Here is a 19,597-nt window from a genome sequence, read left to right as displayed (position 1 = left end):
TATAACACGATCTATGAAATTAGTTCACATTTTATCAGATCTTATTGAAAAGGACAACATTATTTTTGCAATTTATCGTAAAGGAGCTGAGCCGCCGCAGCGGGAACACCCGCTTTTTTAATGTCCTCAAGGCTTGCTTCCTTCATTTTTTTAACGGAACCGAAATGCTTTAACAGCATTTTCTTTCTTTTCTCTCCGATACCCGGGATATCATCCAATACGGATTGAAACGCGCTTTTTCCGCGGATTTGTCTGTGAAAACTGATTGCAAAACGGTGCACCTCGTCCTGAATGCGCTGCAGGAGGTAAAATTCCTGGCTGTTTCGCTCCAGATACACCACCTCCAGCGGCTCCCCGATCAGTAAGTTTGAGGTTCTGTGCTTTTCGTCTTTCACTAAACCGGCGATCGGGATATCCAAGCCGAGTTCATTTTCAATGACATCCCTTGCAGCGTTGATCTGTCCTTTTCCTCCGTCAATGATGATCAGATCAGGCAGCGGCAGATTTTCACGAAGCACTCTTGTGTATCGTCTTCTGACGACCTCTCTCATAGAACCGTAATCATCCGGTCCTGTAACGGTTTTGATTTTATATTTGCGGTATTCCTTTTTGTACGGTTTGCCGTCGATAAACACGATCATCGCGGAAACCGGGTTTGTCCCCTGTATGTTTGAGTTATCAAACGCTTCAATTCTGTGCGGCGTATAAATATTCAATGCCTCACCGAGTTTCTGCACAGCCCCGATTGAACGCTCCTCGTCCCGTTCGATTAAGGAGAATTTTTCTTTCAGTGCAATTTTCGCATTTTTATGGGCCAGCATGAGCAGTTCTTTTTTCTGGCCCTTCTTCGGCTGGTGAACGTTTGTTTCCAGCAGCTGCTCGATCATGGATTGATCTACGCTGTCCGGAACTAAAATCTCCTTCGGAAGGAAGTGGTTGTTTTTTGAATAGAACTGTCCGATGAATGTAAGGAACTCTTCATCCGCTTCCTGATAAAGCGGGAACATGCTGACATCGCGCTCAATGAGCTTCCCTTGGCGGATGAAAAAGACCTGCACGCACATCCAGCCCTTGTCATATGCGTACGCAAATACGTCCCGGTCGACTAGATCGTTCATCGTCATTTTTTGTTTTTCCATCGTTGATTCAATATGGGCGATCTGGTCACGAAGCTCTTTTGCCCGTTCAAACTCAAGATTCTCAGCGGCTTCGTGCATTTTTTCTTCGAGCTCTTTTTTGACCTCATTATAGCCGCCCCTTAAGAAACGGGTAATGCTTTCAACCAGCTCTCTGTTCGTCTCTTCGGAAATGTCCTTTACGCACGGAGCAAGACATTGGCCCAGATGATAGTAAAGGCACACTCTGTCCGGCAGCTTGGAGCATTTTCTGAGAGGGTACAGACGGTCGAGCAGTTTTTTTGTTTCCCTTGCTGCCTGTACATTCGGGTACGGCCCAAAATATCGCCCTTTGTCTTTTTTGACATTGCGGGTGACAATCAGCCTTGGGTGGCGTTCATGGGTGAGTTTTATGAAAGGATAGGTTTTGTCGTCTTTGAGCATGACGTTGTATTTCGGATCATACTTTTTGATCAGATTCATTTCTAAAATAAGCGCTTCAAGATTGGAGGACGTCACAATATATTCAAAGTCCTCGATTTCCGTCACAAGCCTTTGGGTTTTCGCGTCGTGAGAACCGGTGAAGTAGGAGCGCACTCTGTTTTTCAGCACCTTTGCTTTTCCTACGTAGATCACAGTCTGCTGCCGGTCCTTCATGAGATAACAACCCGGTTGATCGGGAAGGAGGGCGAGTTTTTCTTTCAGTTGTTTGTTCATATAGTACCCTTCCTTATATTTAATCCTTTGTTTCCAGTTTAACACGAACGTTTGTTTTTCTCTATGATTCACAATTGGCGAATAAAAAAAGCGATCCCTCAATCGGAATCGCTCTGGCATGTAAGCAGCCGAAAATTAAAGATGTTTGTTTACAAGCTCTTGAAGCGCTTCTTTCGGTTTGAAACCGACTGAAGTTTCAACTACTTCTCCGTCTTTTAAGATAAGAAGTGTCGGGATGCTCATAACGCCGTATTTTCCAGCTGTTTCTTGGTTTTCGTCTACATCGATTTTTACGATTTTCAGTTTATCTCCCATTTCTTGATCCAGTTCTTCAAGAACAGGTGCAATCATTTTACAAGGTCCGCACCAAGGAGCCCAGAAGTCTGCCAGTACGACGCCTTCGCTTGTTTCAGCTGAGAAAGATTGATCAGTTGCTTTTACGATAGCCATTATTGAATTCCTCCAATGTGAAATGATGATTTTTAGTATAGCATCTCCCATTCGTTCACGCTATCTTAATGCTTACAAATTATTTTTTCCTGATCATAACCGGTTTACTCATTTTTATCCGGGTTGAATGGGATGTGTCACTTTTATTAAAACACGAATCTGATAATGGCACCGATTACTACAATAGCCCCGATAATCATTAGAATAGTACGAAGCATGGGATAACATCTCCTCTTCACTGTCATGTACTTTACCATGCCCTTTTAATACTGTTTTAAAACATGAAAAAACGCCGGCACAAAGCGCCGGCGCTCTCGCGCGATTATGAATCAGCATGCAGCGTAAGCAAGACGACTGACATTGGCGGGAGTTTTACTTTCAGTTTGTTTTTGCTGAGCGTGTATTGTCTGAACGCTTCCGGTTTGACGTGATGAGGATCGTCAAATGTGTTATGTGCATTCATTTTTTCTGCCGTAAGAATGACTCCGGAATGGTCCGCTTGCTTTTGCAGGCCTCTCAGCTCGATCTCAGCCTCTGCTTGGTTTTGGTGATCGATGTTGCAAATCGTGATATTGATATCGCCTCCAGCTTGTTTTGACGCTGACATGCTGATTTGCGGGAGCGTTTCACCCTTCCATTCATAGTCGGCACACAATACCTTTGTATCTAAAAGAGAAGCATCCTGGTGCACCTTAAACATATCAAACACATGATACGTCGGTGTCAAAAGCATCCGCTCTCCCTCAGTCAAAATCATCGCTTGAAGAACGTTTACTGTTTGAGCGATGTTGGTCATTTGCACCCGGCGGCAATGCTGATGGAAAATGTGAAAATGAGAAGCCGCCACCAGTGCATCACGTATGGTGTTTTGCTGATAAAGGAAACCTGGATTCGTGCCTGGCTCAGGATCAAACCACGTGCCCCATTCATCAATAATCAGCCCGACCCGCTGCTCCGGATCGTACCGGTCCATAATCGTGCCGTGTTTTTGAATCAATTCATCGATGTATTTGGCTTTTTTCATTGTAATGAACCATTCATCCTCCGTGAATTCTGTGGCTGATCCTTTGCCCTTCCAGAAATCACCCGGAATCGTGTAATAATGAAGACTCAACCCGTCCATCAGGCCAGCGGCTTTTTTCATAAGCACGTCCGTCCAGTTAAAATCATCGACATTTGCGCCGCCTGCAATTTTATAAATTTCATTCCCGCTGTAATTGCGGACATAAGTCTGAAAACGGCGGTACAGATCTGCGTAGTATTCGGGATGCATGTTGCCGCCGCAGCCCCAGTTTTCATTGCCTACGCCAAAATATTTCAGCTTCCAAGGCTCTTCTCTTCCATTTTGTTTTCTCCAGTCTGACATGGGCGTGCCTTCTTCAAATGTCATGTACTCAATCCATTCCGCCATTTCCTGAACGGTTCCGCTTCCGACATTGCCGCAAATATATGGCTCGCATTTAAGCAGCCCGCAAAGCATCATAAATTCATGCGTTCCGAATTCATTTGATTCAATTGTACCGCCCCAGTGAGTGTTAAGCATTGTTTTACGGTCACCGACACCGTTTGCCCAATGGTATTCGTCCGCAAAACACCCGCCCGGCCACCTGAGGACAGGAATATGCAGCTGTTTGAGCGCTTCCAGCACGTCCTTTCGTATTCCGTTGATATTGGGAATGTCTGAGTCCGTCCCGACCCATATCCCCTCATAAATCCCTCTTCCTAAATGCTCAGCAAAATGACCGTATATATTTTTGTTAATGGTTCCTTTTACGATATCTGTTTGAATCACTGCTTGATGTTCAGACATGCCTCTGATCATTCCTTTCATACGAATATGAAAAGCACCACAGTCAAATATGTGATCTGTCGTTTGCCTGAGGAGTCAGCATGAATGTAAGCGCTTTTAAAGTAACCATATTATATATGTTCGTACATGTCAACGATATTTTCTATCTTATTTATATTTGTACGTATGTATTTATAAATTTAAAAACCCGGACTTTAAAAGTCCGGGTTTTCCTTTATGAGTGTATATTCAACTGTTTGAATTCCTCAGTTAATAACGGGACGACTTCAAATAAATCTCCGACAATGCCGTAATCGGCTATTTTAAAGATGTCGGCTTCAGGGTCTTTATTGATGGCGACGATCACCTTGCTGTTTGACATGCCGGCCAAATGCTGAATGGCGCCGGAAATGCCGCATGCAATGTACAAATCCGGGGTGACGACTTTCCCGGTCTGCCCGATTTGGAGAGCGTAATCGCAATAATCAGCGTCACATGCACCGCGAGAAGCCCCGACTGCGGCTCCCAGGACCTCAGCAAGCTCCTCCAGCGGCTGAAATCCTTCCTTGCTTTTGACTCCGCGGCCGCCCGCAACGATAATTTTCGCTTCAGAAAGATCAACACCGTCGGCTGTTTTTTTCACGACCTCTTGGATCACGGTACGGAGGTCAGTTAGAGAAACATCAACGCTTTCGATGCTTCCCGACCTGCTGGTGTCTTTTTCTAAGGCTTGAATGTTATTAGGGCGAATCGTTGCAACAATCATCGGATCGGTGGAAATGACCCTTTCAAAAGCTTTCCCCGAGTAAATCGGGCGTGTGAACACAACATTCCCTCCGGTAACGCTTACATCTGTAGCATCAGAAATTAAGCCTGTTTGCAGCCGGGCAGCAAGCTTCGGCGAAAGGTCCTTCCCCATTGCCGTATGCCCGAATATGACTGAATCAGGCTTTTCTTGCTCAATCACACCTCTCATGACCTGGCTGTATCCGTCTGCCGTGTATGATTTCAGCTTCGGATCCTCGGCTGTGAGAACTTTATCTGCTCCGTAATGAATAAGTTCTTGTGCAATGCTTTGTACATTTTCGCCGATCAGAACACCGATAACTTCTCCATCGCCTGAAATGGTCCTTCCTGCAGCTATTGCTTCAAAGGTGACATTTCGTAATTCTCCGTCGCGTATTTCTCCGAGTACGATCACTTTTTTTCCCATTCTAACATCCCCCTGTTTCTTTGAATGTCCAAGCTTTAAATGACTTTAGCTTCGCTGCGGAGCAATGAGACAAGCTCTTTTGCCTGTTCGGCAGGCTCTCCCTGCAGAAGCTTCCCGGCTTCTTTTTTCGGCGGCAGAAAACGTTCAATGGTTTTCAGCTTTGGTTCGGCGTCCTCCTCGTCCAGGTCAAGATCATCAAGCTCAAGCTCTTCAAGCGGCTTTTTCTTAGCCTTCATAATTCCCGGAAGTGATGGATAGCGCGGCTCGTTTAAGCCCTGCTGAGCTGTGACAAGCAATGGAAGCGTCGTTTTGATTTTTTCAACATCCCCTTCGACATCCCTTTCTGCTTCTGCATCAGTTCCGTTGATGTCGAGTTTGGTGATCGTAGTGATACACGGAATGTCCAGGAGCTCGGCAAGCCTAGGCGCCACTTGTCCTGAGCCTCCGTCAATGGCAACATTTCCGCCGAGAATCAAGTCAAACTCCTGATCCTTCATATAATGGTATAACACTTGAGAAATGGAGTATTGGTCGGGTTCTTCGAGATCATCTTCTATGTTGATTAAAACGGCTTGGTCACATCCCATGGCAAGCGCAGTACGCAACTCTTTCTCCGCTTCTTCACCGCCGACCGTGACTGCGGTGATCGAACCGCCGTGCTTTTCCTTCAGCTGGATGGCTTCTTCTATCGCGTACTCATCATATGGATTAATGATCCATTCCGCTCCGTCATCCTGAATCTTTCCTGCTTCAATGACGATTTTTTCCTCTGTGTCAAACGTCCGTTTCATCAGTACAAATAGATTCATGATCATATCCCCTTTTATTCGCCTTTGAATTGAGGCTTTCTTTTTTCGAGAAATGCCTGGATGCCTTCCTTGGCGTCCTCTGACTCAAATGCTTCCCCAAATCGTTTTGCTTCAAGCTTTAAGCTTCCTTCGTAGGAATACACCTTGTTGGAATAAAGAAGCTCAAGCAAAGACGCAAGCGTTTGCGGGCTTTTCTCTGCAAACTTAGCGGCAAGTGCTTTTGCTTTTTCAAGCACTTCTGCCTCATCTTTTGCTCCAATTGAGACAAGTCCGAGATCAAGCGCTTCTTTTCCGGATATCGGTTCTCCTGAGCCGATGAGCTCTAGTGCCTTGGCTGTACCGACATATTTCGGAAGACGCTGTGTTCCTGCAAAACCCGGGATGATACCAAGGTTAAGCTCTGGGAGCCCCAGCTTAGCATCTTCTGCCGCGATTCTGATGTGACAGGCCATTGCAAGCTCCAGCCCGCCTCCGAGAGCAGCGCCGTGAATCGCTGCGATAATCGGTTTTGGAAAGCTTTCGATTCTCTCCATTAACTGCTGGCCGCGCTCAGCGAGCAATGAGGAATCCTCATTGCCTTTAAACGATGTGAATTCTTTAATATCAGCGCCGGCTGAGAAAAATCTTCCCTCGCCGTGAATGATAATGCTTCGTACGCCTGCATCTGTCTCACATTGATCAAGACAGGAAGACAGCTCTTCTAATATCTGGCTGGAAAGCGCGTTTGCCGGCGGATTGTGAATCGTCAAGATTGCCACAAATTGATCCACCGTAAGTGAAATTGCATTCATAGGACAGAACTCCTTTACTTATTGTGAATTCCAGATACCAATAATTCTAAAACGCTGTTTGAAAGCGCAACAAGATCGTACTTTTGGTCATTCATCACCCAAGTTGTCACGGTTTCGTCAATCGTTCCAAAAATCATCTGCCGGGCGAGGCGGACATCGAGGCCTTCTTTTATTTCGCCTGATTGTATACCTTCCGTCAAAATACCATCCAAAATATTCAAGTAGCCTTTTAATATTTCGTTGATTTTCTGGCGCAGTTCCAAGTTGGATTGGCGTAGTTCAAGCTGAGTGACAATCGCGAGATTATGGTCACCTGCTAAAAGGGAAAAATGCTTTGAAATCACAAGCGCCAATTTCTCCTTCGCTGTTGTTTTTTCTTTAATGTCCTCTTCCATCCGCTCAATAAATTGGCCCATTTTTTCTTTGAAAAGAGAAATTAAAATATCTTCTTTGTTTTTAAAATAGAGATAGATGGTGCCGTCCGCTACTCCGGCTTGTTTGGCAATTTTGGATACCTGTGACTGGTGGTAGCCGTTTTCCGCAATGACTTCTACTGCTGCATCAATAATCTGCATATACTTTGGCCGTTTTTGCTTCAATGTTCATCGTTCCTTCCTATAGAAATGAATGACTATTCATTCATAATTTTATGATAAGAAGGATTTTCGGGTTTGTCAAGTTTATTCATAGGCGTTCTTTTTTATTTGATATGATGATTTTCCGCTTCTTCTTCAAGTAAACGCCTTCTTAAAATTTTTCCGACCGCCGTTTTCGGCAGCTCTTTTCTGAACTCATAGGCTTTGGGCACCTTGTATGGCGCCAGTCGGGATCTCGCAAAGGCGTCCAGTTCTTCTGCATCGGCATTTGCGCCTTTCTTTAATACGACAAATGCTTTTACTGTTTCTCCCCTGTAGGAGTCGGGCACACCTGCGACGACAATTTCCTGGACGGCTTCATGTTCATAAAGCGCTTCTTCTACTTCACGCGGGTAAATATTGTAACCTCCGGCAATGATGATATCCTTTTTCCTGTCAGCAATATAGAAAAAACCTTCTTCATCCATATAGCCCATGTCCCCGGTGAACAGCCAGCCATCTCTCAGAACAGCGGCGGTTTCCTCTGGTTTATTCCAATATCCTTTCATGACCTGCGGACCTTTTACAATGATTTCTCCATGCTCATACGGAGCGGCAAGCTCACCCGTCTCTTCAGAATAGATCGCGGCGTCCGTACTCGGCCAAGGACAGCCGATACTGCCCGGCTTGTTTTTCCCCCAGATAAAGTTGGCGTGCGTCACTGGGGATGCCTCAGACAAACCATAGCCTTCCACAAGCTTTCCGCCAGTCACCTTTTCAAATTTCTGCTTTACCTCCACAGGGAGCGCGGCTGATCCGCTAAGACAGCTTTTAATGGATGACAGATCATAATGCTGCAATTCGGGGTGATGCAAAAGACCAATGTAAATTGTCGGTGCCCCTGGAAAGAGCGTCGGTCTGTGTTTGTCGATGATTTTAAGTGTTTCAAGCGGATCAAACTTAGGAAGAAGAATCATTTCGAAGCCTAGTTTAATCGAATAGTTCATGACTGCCGTCAGTCCGTAGACATGAAAAAACGGGACAATGCCCAGCACTTTTTCAGCGCCTTCCTTCACATCGAACATCCAAGCGGCGCACATTTCAGTATTGGCCAAAATATTTTGGTGCGTAAGCATGACCCCTTTGGGATCTCCGGTTGTTCCCCCGGTATACTGGAGGACAGCGATATCATGCTCAGGATCGATCTTCGGGATTGTCAGGAGTTCAGTTTTTTCCTGCTTCAAACTGGAAGCGAACGTGTGAATGTTAGCTGTTTTGTCAAAGTCGATATGAACTTTTTGTTTTTGTGTGAGCGGATAAAGAATATTTTTCGGAAAAGGCAAATAGTCTTTTACGCTGGTGATCAAAATCTGTTCGACTATTGATAACGTTTTCATTTTTATTGCCTTCGGGAAAAGCAAATCTAAGGTGATGATCACACTTACTGCAGCGTCTCTGAGCTGATATTCAAGCTCATGCTCGGTATAAAGCGGGTTCGTCTGCACCACGATGCCGCCAGCAAACAAGACACCATAATAAGAAATCACTGTTTGTGGGCAATTGGGCAGCATAACAGCCACTCTGTCTCCTTTTTGCAGGCCATTGTACTGCAAAAAAGCTGCGAGTTTAAGAGCATCCGTCAGAATGTCATGAAAGGTGAGTTTTTTTCCATAAAAAGATATTGCGGTTTTGTCAGGGAATCGTGCGGCGGAGTCTGTCAGGATGGATTGCAGGGTTTTATTCGGCAACGGAAGCTCATGCGGGATATCGTCGGGATACTCGGCAAGCCACGGCTTTTGAGACTGCATAAAACCTCCCCCTTTCGATTTTAGAGTTCCACCCTATCATTATAGCAGATGGACGGCAAAAAAAAGAAAAAGAAAGGTAAATCTTTCTTTTTCTCATCATACGAACAGATATATAAGACCAATTAACAAAAAGATTCCCGCCGCGGCGAGCAGTACTTTTGCAAGCTTTTCCATCTATTCTCCGTCCCCTTATATTCCGGCTGCCACCACAAATGAAAGCCCGACAGAAATGACAAATGAAATAAAGCCGACAGCCCGGTTATCATTTTCGATTTCCTTATCAATTTTAAACCGCGGAGTCAAAAACTCAAAAATAAAGTAGCTTAAAAGAAGCATAACAAATCCGTAAACGCCCCAGCCGATCATTTGCAGCAGCGAATTGTGCTGGGAGATGGAATGCTGGAATACGTTTGCGATTCCTAAAATTTTTCCGCCGGTTGCCATTGCCACCGCAAGATTTCCTTTTTGAATCTCTTCCCAGTTTTTATAAGCCGTCACCAGCTCAAACACAGTCAAAAAGAGGACGAGGCAGAGAACCGCGACACTGTAATACGCCGCGATTTCCACAAGCTCGTTTTCCCAAAAATCACTCATGGCCATACTCCCTTTTATTTTAGTTCAACAACCGTAACGCCTGATCCTCCCTCACCTGCTTCACCGAAACGGGAGCTTTTGACGCTGCGGTGGTTCTTCAGAAGATCCTGCACGCCTTTTCTTAAAGCGCCGGTTCCTTTTCCGTGAATGATTGACACTCTAGGATATCCGGCTAACACTGCATCGTCCAAATATTTTTCAACACGGCTGAGGGCATTTTCATAGCGTTCGCCGCGAAGATCAAGCTCAAGCGATACATGATAATCCTTTCCCTTGACCGCCGTAATGATTTTTTCTTTTTTTGGCTCCGGAGCTGATTTGATAAACTCCAGATCTTTTTCTTTTACTTTCATTTTTAATATGCCGATTTGTACATTCCATTCATTGCCGCCGGTTTTTTCAAGCAATGTTCCTTTTTGCCCGAAGGTGAGGACTTTTACCTCATCACCTGGCTTGAAGTCACGTTTTTGCGTTTTCGTTTTTTCCGTTTTTTTGGACTTTTCAAAGGTAGGAACTGCGCCTTCTAACCGTTTCTTCGCGTTGATCAGCTCGTGATCCTTGAAGGATTTGTGTTCTTCTTTTATGGAGCGCAATTCGTGAATAATATCTTCGGCTTCTTTCATTGCCGCTTTTACTTTATCAGCCGCTTGCTGTTCAGCCTCCTCGAGCATTTTGTCTTTTTTGCTGTTAAGCTCGATGATTTGCTGCTGCAGCTCTTTGTGCAGCTTTTCCGCTTCTTTTCTGATTGACTCTGTCTCAGAAAGCTCTTCTTCCGCACGTTTTTTGCTTTGTTCCAGCGACGCAATCATTGTATCAACTTCGTTATGCTCAGCCGTCATTTCTGACTTCGCCTGCCCGATAATATGGTCTGGAAGTCCAAGGCGTTTTGAAATTTCGAAAGCGTTGCTTCGTCCCGGCACACCAATTAAAAGTTTATAGGTCGGTGACAGCGTTTCGATGTCAAATTCAACGCTCGCATTCATGACGCCTTCTCTGTTATAGCCGTACGCCTTCAATTCCGGATAATGCGTCGTAGCTAACACTCGTGCATTGGTGCGATGCACGTCATCCAGGATGCTCATGGCGAGGGCCGCCCCCTCCTGCGGATCTGTCCCTGCACCAAGTTCATCGAAAAGCACAAGGCTGTTTTCATTGACCTGTTCTAAAATGCCGACAATGTTCACCATATGGGATGAGAACGTACTTAAGCTTTGCTCAATCGACTGTTCATCACCGATATCAGCGAATACGTGCTCAAATACCGCCGCTTCTGACCCTTCATCTGCCGGGATATGAAGACCTGATTGTGCCATTAAGGTTAACAGGCCTAACGTTTTAAGGGTGACTGTTTTCCCCCCGGTGTTTGGCCCTGTAATGACAATGGTTGAAAAATTGCCGCCAAGCTCAATGTCATTGGCAACAACCTGATCAGGCGGAAGCAATGGATGGCGGGCTTTTTTTAAACGGATAAAGCCAGTGTCGTTCATCATCGGTTTTGTCGCTTTGACCGCTTTTGCATATCTTGCTTTTGCAAAAATAAAGTCAAGCGTCTGCAACACTTGCAAATCTAGAAATAGCTCTTCTGTATGCTCTGCCGTTTTCTCTGTCAGCACACGCAAAATCCGTTCGATTTCTTGCTTTTCTTTCACTTTCGCCTGCTGAAGGGAATTGTTCATATCTACAATTGCCTGCGGTTCAATGAATAGTGTTGCGCCGGAGGACGAAGTATCGTGCACAATTCCGCCGTAGCTTGATCTGTACTCCTGTTTGACCGGGATTACAAAGCGGTCATTCCGAATCGTAACAATCGTATCAGACAGCATTTTTGAAGCGGAAGAGGAACGCAGCATTGACTCTAACCGGTCTCTGATTCTCGATTCGAGTGTTCTGAGCTGCGTGCGGATTCCTCTCAATTTTTCCGATGCATGATCAAGCACTTCTCCGTGATCATCGATGCAGGAATTAATGTCCCGTTCTAAATCGGACAGCGTGATAAGCTGTTCAGCGTGCTGATGGATCAGCGGAATGTCAACACCGTCTTCAGCCATTTGGGTGATAAAATGTTTCATCTGTTTAACTGCATAAAGCAGTCCAGAGATTTCAGTGAATTCTGAAGGACTGAGAACGCTGCCGATTTCCGCTCGTCTTAATGCTCCTCTGATATCAACAAGACCGCCAAACGGCGCTCGGCCTCTCAGCCGGATAATGGCAGAAGCTTCGTCTACTTCATCCAGCTGTTTTTTGATTTCGTCTATAGAAGCAGAAGGCTTAAGCTGGAGAAGCATTTCTTTTCCGAGCGATGAAGCGGCATGCTCAATAACCTGTTCTTTCACTTTATGAAATTCAAGAGCTGATAATACTTTTTGCTGCACGATTGTGTGAGCCTCCTTACTTAATCGTTGCGCTTCAGGAATGCCTCTACGTCTTCAAGCGACCGGGCATTCAGAACGTTTTTCGTTTCCGTCCATCCTTTGCGCGCGGCAGTAACGCCAGTTTTCATATCGTCTAACATCTCAATATTATGGGCATCAGTATTAATCACCAATGTAACCCCTTGTTCGTTTGCTTTCAGTAAATGCTCTGTGCGCAGATCGAGGCGCGCAGGGTTAGCGTTGAGTTCAAGCGCCGTATTTGTTTTTTTCGCAAGATCAATCAGCTTATCAATATCGATTTCATAACCGGCCCGTCTGCCGATCAGGCGTCCGGTCGGGTGTGCGATAATGTCAACATGTTTGTTTGTCAGTGCCGTCTCAAGCCGCTTCATAATCACGTGTTCCGGCTGATTAAAACTTGAGTGAATCGATGCAATAACGATATCCATTTCCGCCAGCACATCGTCATCATAATCGAGCGTACCGTCAGGCAGGATATCCATCTCGACACCTTTTAAGATACGGAAGTTTTCGAACTCAGCATTCAGCGCGTCAATTTCTTTTGCCTGCTGTTTAAGTCTTTCTGCAGTAAGCCCGTTGGCGACCTTTAAATATTGTGAGTGATCGGTGATCGCCATGTATTGATAGCCTTTTTTGATGCATGCTTCAGCCATCTCTCTGATCGAAAACGCACCATCGCTCCACGTTGAGTGCATGTGGAGATCTCCCTTGATTTGCCCGGGCTCTATCAGCTCAATGCTATCGCTGTAGGTTTCCACTTCCTGCCCGCTTTCACGAATTTCCGGCGGAATCAGCGGCAGGCCGAAGTGCGCATAAAATTCACGTTCGCTCGGAAATGTTTTGATCTCACCGGTTTCAACTGTCTCAACGCCGTATTCACTGATCCGCTCGCCGCGTTCTTTTGCGATTTGGCGCATCTTAATGTTGTGATCCTTTGATCCCGTAAAATGATGGAGTGTTGTCGGAAACTGCTCTTCCGTCACAAGACGGAAATCGACGCTCGTTTCATATTCAAAGGAAAGGATGACGGACACCTTCGTATCTCCGCTCGCGATCACGCTTTTGATGTTTGGCAGTGCAAGAAGCTGTTCCCTTACTTCAGCCGGCTGATCTGTAGCAATGATATAGTCCAAATCCTTCACCGTTTCCCGCGCTCTGCGAAGACTTCCGGCACGAGAAAATTTGATGATATGCGTAAATTGAGAAAGATGCTCCTCAATATCCCGCGCGATCCGGAGGGCATATCCGATCGGGAACCGCTCAGGCTGCTTTCCGGCTTCTCCGAGCGCCTGTAATATTTTTTCTTCTGATTTTTTGCCAAAACCCGCAAGGCCTTGCACTTTTTGCTGTTCACAGGCTTCCTTCAGAGATTCTGCATCATGTACGCCGAGCTCTTTATACAGCTTTGCGATTTTTTTGCCGCCGAGCCCCGGCAGCTTCAATAAAGGCACGAGTCCTTCCGGCACTTCTTTCTGCAACGATTCGAGCGTGCTTGACTTTCCTTCATCTATATACTCCTTAATGACGCTGTACGTTCCTTTTCCAATGCCGGACAGCGACATCATATCGTCCATTTCAGATAAGCTTCGGTCGTCCTGTTCCAGGGCTGCCGCTGCTTTTCGGAATGCGGACACTTTAAACGGGTTGTCCCCCTTTAGTTCCATATAGACTGCAATGGTTTCAAGCAGCCGGATAATATCTTTTTTATGCATACAATAACCCCCAGACGTTCACATATGTTTCCATCATACTCGAAAAAAACTTCTCCGGACAAGAGAAGTTTTTTATGCCCCGTACTGTGTCCACAGCTCTTCTAAAAGCCCTGACAAGTACGGTGTATGGTTAATGATCACATTTGCGAGAGACGATTGCCCCATCATTTGCTGCAACGCATCTACCGGCAGAACGGATGCGACATACAACAGCACAAATGTAAATAAATAGACTTCTAGAAAACCGAGAACGGCGCCCAGCAACTGGTTGATTTGTTTGATCACCGGAATGCCGGCGACAATACTCAAGAACGAGCCGATGATTCTCAGTAAGATTTTAGCGATGATAAATAAAACGATAAACGCAATCGCATTATAATAGGCCGCTTCTAAATTTCCCGTAAAAAAAGAAAGAGCCGGCTGTCCCGCTGAAAAGTCGGGTGCGGGAATCCACTTTAAATGCGGCGCCACATTTTTATAGAATAAAGCCGCAAAGGCGATCGATAAAATAAAGCTCGTCAAGCGGATAAACTGCAGGATAAAACCGCGTTTTAACCCCAGTAAAGTCCCCATCAGGAGCAAGATTAAGATGATGATATCCAGCATAGTTGTTCAATCCTTTTCTTTAAGCTGACGCTCCAGTTTTTCACATTTCTCTTGTAACTTAACATAATCGTGCACCACATTTACCGCTGTCAGCACTGCAAGTTTATTTATATCAAGGTATGGATTTTTTTCATTGATTTCTCTCATTTTATCATCAACAATTCCGGCGACATACCTCATATGGGCTCTGCTTTCTTCACCGACCATCGTGAAGTGCTGGCCGTAAATGTCAACGGTTGTTTTTGTTTTTTTGCCGTCAGACAACGTTTCTCCTCCATTCCGCGAGAATCCTAGTTCTTATCATAACACGTTTATTAAATGAATGGAAAGACGAGCCTCCCGCTGTTATGATACACTGGTATATACAGTGAAAAGTGTAAAAAAGGAGATTATTACGTGTCCCATTCAGTGATAAAAGTATCGTTGTCTGCTATTGACCAAATGAAAATGACGTACAGCGGTTCGCTTACCGCCTCTGTTCCGCAGGGAGCCGTTTTTCAGGCGAAACCGCCCGGCTGTACCATTACAGCATATCAATCAGGCAAGGTCCTGTTTCAAGGCAAAAACGCAGCGGCAGAATCCGCGCGCTGGGGAACAGCTGAGCCTCTGGAAGAGAAGAAACCGGTTAAAAAGCCGGCTGATCCACGTTATACCCCTCCGGCGGATATCGCCGGCATGTCTGTTATCGGCTCTGACGAAGTCGGAACCGGGGATTACTTTGGTCCAATGACGGTTGTATGCGCGTACGTCGACAAAACCATGCTCCCTTTAATGAAGGAACTCGGTGTGAAGGATTCTAAGGATTTAAAGGATCCACAGATCATTGAGATTGCCCGAAATCTGATTAAAACCATTCCGTACAGCCTGCTGGTGTTAAAGAATGAAAAGTATAACAACATGCAGGAAAAAGGCATGAGCCAAGGAAAAATGAAAGCATTGCTGCACAATCAGGCGATCACCCATTTATTAAGAAAATTGGATGGAGTAAAGCCTGAGGCCATTTTGATTGACCAATTCGCTGAGCCAGGCGTCTACTTCAATCATTTAAAGGGCAGAGACATTGTGAAGGAGCGGACCTATTTTAGCACAAAAGCTGAAGGTATTCACCTGGCTGTCGCCGCTGCTTCAATCATTGCAAGATATTCATTTTTAATGGAAATGGATAAACTGTCACGCGAGGCAGGAATGACACTTCCGAAAGGAGCCGGTCCGCACGTCGATGAAGCGGCCGCCAAGCTGATCCTCAAAAAAGGGGCATCCGCACTCAGAGCCTTTACAAAACTCCATTTCGCCAATACGCAAAAAGCGCAGCGTCTTGCTGATAAAAAACGTTCATAGAAAAAAGCTTGCAGATTTCTCTGCAAGCTTTTTTCACCTTTCAGCGTGATTGAAAACCCTTGAAGTCTAGGAAAGGCGAGCATTGGAGCACAGCGAATGTTCTAATTCGTGAGCACCAACGCGCAGACTTGACAACGAATGCAAGGATTTGCCAAGACGCTGAGCTTGCAGATTTCTCTGCACGCTTTTTTATCAGCCTCTTAAAACAGCTTGATATGTGTCTTCTAACGCCTTCAGCACTTTACTGTGCGCTTTTGTCACTTCTTCTTCAGTCAGTGTTTGTTCAGGGTTAACATACTGGAGTGAGAAAGCGACTGACTTCTTGCCTTCCTCCATATGCTCTCCTTCGTATACGTCAAATACGGTTACCTCTTTCAGAAGCTTGCCGCCGGCCTCTTTAATGACGCTCTCGAGCTGGCCGCTTGTGACGGTTTTATCTGTTACAAGAGCGATATCACGTGTCACAGACGGATATTTCGGAATCGCCGTGTAAACAAGCGGTGCTGTTTCTGCTGCAAGTAACGCATGAAGATCAATCTCAAATACGTATGTTTCCTTTATATCCAGTTCTTTTTCCAATGAAGGGTGGACTTGGCCGATGAAGCCGATCAGAGAGCCATTCAGTAAAATGTTCGCTGTTCTGCCCGGGTGCAGCTGTTTGCGTTCAGACTGTACAAATTCAATGCTGTCTAGGACGTTGAGTTTGTCTAACAGCCCTTCGACAATACCTTTGACAACAAAGAAATCAACTGGTTTCTTCTCACCCTGCCATAGCTGCTTGCGCCATAATCCGGTAACAGCTCCTGCCACACGTTCTGTTTCAACAGGTTTTGTATCCTCTTCCTTCGTCAGGAAAACGGAGCCGACTTCGTACAGTGCAACTGAGTCAGTCTGTCTCGCGAGGTTGTAAGAAACAGAATCAAGCAGATTCGGAACAAGACTGTGTCTGAGAATGCTTCTTTCTTCACTCATAGGAAGCGCAAGCACAGTGTTCAGTGATTTTTCAATCGCAAACGCTGCCGCTTTCTTCTCATTTGTCAATGAGTAAGTGATGGCTTGGGATAAGCCTGCGCCTTCAAGGAAACGTCTGACTTTACGGCGTTTTGCCTGATATGGCGTTAATCCGCCTGTTGTTCCCGCTGTCTCAGGAAGCGTAGACGGAATGTTATCGTAGCCGTACAGTCTTGCCGCTTCTTCGATTAAATCCTCTTCTATTGTAATGTCGCCGCGGCGTGATGGGACGGTCACAACGAGAAGATCATCCGCTTCACCAACCGTAAAACCAAGACGTTTATAAATGCTGATCAGTTCTTCTTTGCTGATCGTCATGCCTAGAACGCTGCTCACTTTGTCAGCAGATACATGAATGTTATTCGCTTCGATTGTCAGGTGATCTTCCTCAACCGTTCCAGCAAGCACCTCACCGCCGGCATACAGATGGATCAGCTGCGCAGCCCGTTCTGCTGCAAGACGCACGCGCGCAGGATCAATTCCTTTTTCAAACCTTACGCTTGATTCACTTCTCAAACCAAGGTCTTTGGAAGCCTTGCGAACCGTCTGCCCGTTGAAATAAGCAGCCTCAAGCAAAATCGTTTTCGTATCTTCCTGAACCTCTGACTCTGCTCCTCCCATGACACCGGCAACGGCCTGCGCTTTCGTTCCGTTTGTAATGACAAGGTGATCGGCAGACAGCTTACGTTCTTGATCATCAAGAGTGACGATCATTTCATTCTCAGCTGCTTTTCTTACTACGACTTCCTTAGAGCCAAATCTGTCATAATCAAACGCGTGAAGCGGCTGTCCGTATTCCAACAGGACAAAGTTTGTGATGTCAACAACGTTGTTGTGCGGACGAATGCCTGCATTCATCAGCTTTGTTTGCATCCAAAGCGGTGACGGAGCAATCGTGACATTTTTAATGATTTTTGCAGCATACAGCGGGTTCGCTTCTTGATCTTCGATTTTGACAGCAATGTAATCAGACGCTTGTTCTGAAACAGCCGGGTAATCCGTTTGCGGAAGCTTTACCTCAGTGTCTAAAATCGCCGCAACCTCGTAAGCAACACCAAGCATGTTCATGGCATCCGCGCGGTTTGGTGTTAAGCCAAGCTCAAGAATCGCGTCGTCAAGCTGTAAAGCCGCTAAAGCATCGCTTCCTGTTTCAGCGTCGTTCGGGAATACGAAAATGCCTTCCGCATACTCCTTCGCCACAAGTTTGCTTTCAATCCCAAGCTCCTGTAAAGAACAGATCATGCCGTTTGATTCTTCACCGCGAAGCTTGGCTTTTTTGATTTTGAAATTGCCCGGCAGCACCGCTCCGACTGTTGCAACTGCGACTTTTTGTCCCTTATCCACATTCGGCGCGCCGCAAATGATTTGTACAGGGGCTTCCGCTCCGATATCCACAAGGCACTTATTCAGCTTATCAGCATTCGGGTGCTGCTCGCGCTCCAGCACATGGCCGATGACAACGCCTTTGATGCCTTCTCCTTTGTATTCAATTCCTTCAACCTCAATACCGGCTCTTGTAATTTTTTCAGCAAGAACAGCCGGGTCCATGCCTTTTAAATCAACATAATCCTCTAACCATTTATAAGAAACAAACATCCTTGCATCCTCCTCTTACGCCTGTTTAAACTGCGAAATAAATCTGACATCGTTTGTATAGAAGTGGCGGATATCATCAATGCCGTATTTCAGCATCGCGATGCGCTCAACACCCATTCCGAATGCGAAGCCCTGATATTCCTTCGGGTCAAAGCCAGCCATTTTAAGCACATTCGGGTGAACCATGCCGGCGCCGAGGATTTCGATCCAGCCTGTTCCTTTACATACTGAGCAGCCGTTTCCACCGCATTTAAAGCATGTCACATCCACTTCTACTGAAGGCTCAGTAAACGGGAAGAAGCTTGGGCGGAGTCTGATTTCACGGTCTTGCCCGAACATTTTTTTCGCAACGAGTTCAAGCGTTCCTTTTAAATCACTCATGCTGATGTTTTTGTCGACGACAAGCCCTTCAATTTGCATAAATTGGTGAGAGTGCGTCGCATCATCGTTATCGCGGCGGTACACTTTACCCGGACAAATGATTTTAACCGGCCCTTTGCCTTCATGCTTTTCCATCGTCCGTGTTTGCACAGGAGAAGTTTGCGTTCTCATCAGAGTCTCCTCTGTGATGTAAAAGCTGTCCTGCATATCGCGCGCAGGGTGTTCTTTCGGCAGGTTAAGCGATTCGAAATTGTAATAATCCGTTTCAACCTCTGGTCCTTCCTCGACTGTGTAGCCCATACCGATGAATAAGTCTTCAATTTCTTCAATGACAACAGTGAGCGGATGGCGGCCGCCGACTGCGACAGGGTTCCCCGGCAGCGTGACGTCGATTGTCTGTCCCGCAAGCTTCTGCTTCATTTCCTCTTCTTCAAGTTTTTCGTTTTTGACAGCAATCGCATTGGCGATACGCTCTCTTACTTCGTTCGCGAGCGCGCCCATTTTCGGACGTTCCTCAGCAGAAAGTTTGCCCATGCCGCGCAGCACTTCTGTAATCGGCCCTTTTTTTCCGAGATATTGCACCCGAATATCATTGACAACCTTTAATGAGCTTGCCGCTTCTACTTGTTCTAAAGCTTCTTGTTCCAGCTGTTTTAGCTTTTCTTCCATTTTGCATCCTCCTTTTATGTAAACAAACCG

The 19,597-nt window shown here is 45.8% G+C and carries 16 protein-coding genes; 1 reads left to right on the top strand and 15 read right to left on the bottom strand.

Going from position 1 to position 19,597, the window contains the following annotated elements:
• Positions 1-59: 59 nt before the first annotated feature.
• The 13 genes from uvrC to zapA all read right to left on the bottom strand — a co-directional run bounded on the left by uvrC (position 60) and on the right by zapA (position 14,836).
• Positions 60-1,832 (bottom strand): excinuclease ABC subunit UvrC, encoded by a 1,773-nt coding sequence (gene uvrC / locus NZD81_RS01385; protein WP_282372985.1) that lies wholly within the window; start codon positions 1,830-1,832, stop codon positions 60-62.
• Positions 1,833-1,967: 135 nt separating this feature from the next.
• Positions 1,968-2,282, bottom strand: a complete 315-nt coding sequence (trxA, locus tag NZD81_RS01380; RefSeq protein ID WP_014664890.1) for a thioredoxin — start codon at positions 2,280-2,282, stop codon at positions 1,968-1,970.
• A 322-nt stretch (positions 2,283-2,604) separates the two neighbouring features.
• Positions 2,605-4,092, bottom strand: a complete 1,488-nt coding sequence (gene abfB / locus NZD81_RS01375) for an alpha-L-arabinofuranosidase AbfB (RefSeq protein WP_282372987.1) — start codon at positions 4,090-4,092, stop codon at positions 2,605-2,607.
• A 214-nt stretch (positions 4,093-4,306) separates the two neighbouring features.
• Positions 4,307-5,284, bottom strand: a complete 978-nt coding sequence (gene etfA / locus NZD81_RS01370; protein WP_014664892.1) for an electron transfer flavoprotein subunit alpha — start codon at positions 5,282-5,284, stop codon at positions 4,307-4,309.
• Between the two features lie 35 nt (positions 5,285-5,319).
• Positions 5,320-6,093 (bottom strand): electron transfer flavoprotein subunit beta, encoded by a 774-nt coding sequence (etfB, locus tag NZD81_RS01365; RefSeq protein WP_014664893.1) that lies wholly within the window; start codon positions 6,091-6,093, stop codon positions 5,320-5,322.
• A 14-nt stretch (positions 6,094-6,107) separates the two neighbouring features.
• On the bottom strand, positions 6,108-6,884 hold the full coding sequence (locus NZD81_RS01360; protein WP_014664894.1) for an enoyl-CoA hydratase: 777 nt from the start codon (positions 6,882-6,884) through the stop codon (positions 6,108-6,110).
• Positions 6,885-6,898: 14 nt separating this feature from the next.
• Positions 6,899-7,483 carry a fatty acid metabolism transcriptional regulator FadR gene (gene fadR / locus NZD81_RS01355; RefSeq protein WP_040082234.1) on the bottom strand — a complete coding sequence of 195 codons (585 nt, stop codon included), beginning with the start codon at positions 7,481-7,483 and terminating at the stop codon, positions 6,899-6,901.
• Between the two features lie 101 nt (positions 7,484-7,584).
• Positions 7,585-9,267, bottom strand: a complete 1,683-nt coding sequence (gene lcfA, locus NZD81_RS01350; protein WP_147772332.1) for a long-chain-fatty-acid--CoA ligase LcfA — start codon at positions 9,265-9,267, stop codon at positions 7,585-7,587.
• A 189-nt stretch (positions 9,268-9,456) separates the two neighbouring features.
• A complete protein-coding gene (locus tag NZD81_RS01345) occupies positions 9,457-9,861 on the bottom strand; it encodes a DUF350 domain-containing protein (RefSeq protein ID WP_003222485.1) in 405 nt (134 codons plus the stop codon).
• A gap of 14 nt (positions 9,862-9,875) precedes the next feature.
• Positions 9,876-12,233: an endonuclease MutS2 gene (locus NZD81_RS01340; RefSeq protein ID WP_282372996.1), complete on the bottom strand. Its 2,358-nt coding sequence runs from the start codon at positions 12,231-12,233 to the stop codon at positions 9,876-9,878.
• Between the two features lie 20 nt (positions 12,234-12,253).
• Complete coding sequence (gene polX / locus NZD81_RS01335; protein WP_103030800.1) at positions 12,254-13,966, bottom strand: DNA polymerase/3'-5' exonuclease PolX; 1,713 nt, start codon at positions 13,964-13,966, stop codon at positions 12,254-12,256.
• A gap of 72 nt (positions 13,967-14,038) precedes the next feature.
• The gene (locus tag NZD81_RS01330; RefSeq protein ID WP_014664899.1) at positions 14,039-14,572 is read right to left on the bottom strand and encodes a CvpA family protein; all 534 of its coding nucleotides are present in this window, start codon (positions 14,570-14,572) and stop codon (positions 14,039-14,041) included.
• A gap of 6 nt (positions 14,573-14,578) precedes the next feature.
• Positions 14,579-14,836, bottom strand: a complete 258-nt coding sequence (gene zapA / locus NZD81_RS01325; protein ID WP_040082228.1) for a cell division protein ZapA — start codon at positions 14,834-14,836, stop codon at positions 14,579-14,581.
• Between the two features lie 132 nt (positions 14,837-14,968).
• On the opposite strand from zapA, the gene rnhC reads away from it, so the two are divergent.
• Positions 14,969-15,910: a ribonuclease HIII gene (rnhC, locus tag NZD81_RS01320; protein WP_282372998.1), complete on the top strand. Its 942-nt coding sequence runs from the start codon at positions 14,969-14,971 to the stop codon at positions 15,908-15,910.
• A gap of 192 nt (positions 15,911-16,102) precedes the next feature.
• Here rnhC and pheT read toward each other — a convergent pair whose 3' ends face one another.
• The gene (gene pheT, locus NZD81_RS01315; RefSeq protein WP_282372999.1) at positions 16,103-18,517 is read right to left on the bottom strand and encodes a phenylalanine--tRNA ligase subunit beta; all 2,415 of its coding nucleotides are present in this window, start codon (positions 18,515-18,517) and stop codon (positions 16,103-16,105) included.
• Positions 18,518-18,532: 15 nt separating this feature from the next.
• Positions 18,533-19,567 carry a phenylalanine--tRNA ligase subunit alpha gene (gene pheS / locus NZD81_RS01310; RefSeq protein ID WP_040082217.1) on the bottom strand — a complete coding sequence of 345 codons (1,035 nt, stop codon included), beginning with the start codon at positions 19,565-19,567 and terminating at the stop codon, positions 18,533-18,535.
• Positions 19,568-19,597: the final 30 nt, after the last annotated feature.

It is taken from the genome of Bacillus sp. B.PNR1 (assembly GCF_030386235.1).
Classification (GTDB): Bacteria; Bacillota; Bacilli; order Bacillales; family Bacillaceae; genus Bacillus; species Bacillus stercoris.
The sequence above is the reverse complement of the archived record's forward strand: the minus strand, read 5'-3'. Positions and strand labels throughout refer to the sequence as shown.

What these genes read in the sequence shown, in the direction of transcription:
- uvrC (WP_282372985.1), bottom strand. Translation starts at nt 1,832, where the DNA reads ATGAACAAACAACTGAAAGAAAAACTCGCCCTCCTTCCCGATCAACCG.
- trxA (WP_014664890.1), bottom strand. Translation starts at nt 2,282, where the DNA reads ATGGCTATCGTAAAAGCAACTGATCAATCTTTCTCAGCTGAAACAAGC.
- abfB (WP_282372987.1), bottom strand. Translation starts at nt 4,092, where the DNA reads ATGTCTGAACATCAAGCAGTGATTCAAACAGATATCGTAAAAGGAACC.
- etfA (WP_014664892.1), bottom strand. Translation starts at nt 5,284, where the DNA reads ATGGGAAAAAAAGTGATCGTACTCGGAGAAATACGCGACGGAGAATTA.
- etfB (WP_014664893.1), bottom strand. Translation starts at nt 6,093, where the DNA reads ATGAATCTATTTGTACTGATGAAACGGACGTTTGACACAGAGGAAAAA.
- NZD81_RS01360 (WP_014664894.1), bottom strand. Translation starts at nt 6,884, where the DNA reads ATGAATGCAATTTCACTTACGGTGGATCAATTTGTGGCAATCTTGACG.
- lcfA (WP_147772332.1), bottom strand. Translation starts at nt 9,267, where the DNA reads ATGCAGTCTCAAAAGCCGTGGCTTGCCGAGTATCCCGACGATATCCCG.
- NZD81_RS01345 (WP_003222485.1), bottom strand. Translation starts at nt 9,861, where the DNA reads ATGAGTGATTTTTGGGAAAACGAGCTTGTGGAAATCGCGGCGTATTAC.
- polX (WP_103030800.1), bottom strand. Translation starts at nt 13,966, where the DNA reads ATGCATAAAAAAGATATTATCCGGCTGCTTGAAACCATTGCAGTCTAT.
- NZD81_RS01330 (WP_014664899.1), bottom strand. Translation starts at nt 14,572, where the DNA reads ATGCTGGATATCATCATCTTAATCTTGCTCCTGATGGGGACTTTACTG.
- pheT (WP_282372999.1), bottom strand. Translation starts at nt 18,517, where the DNA reads ATGTTTGTTTCTTATAAATGGTTAGAGGATTATGTTGATTTAAAAGGC.
- pheS (WP_040082217.1), bottom strand. Translation starts at nt 19,567, where the DNA reads ATGGAAGAAAAGCTAAAACAGCTGGAACAAGAAGCTTTAGAACAAGTA.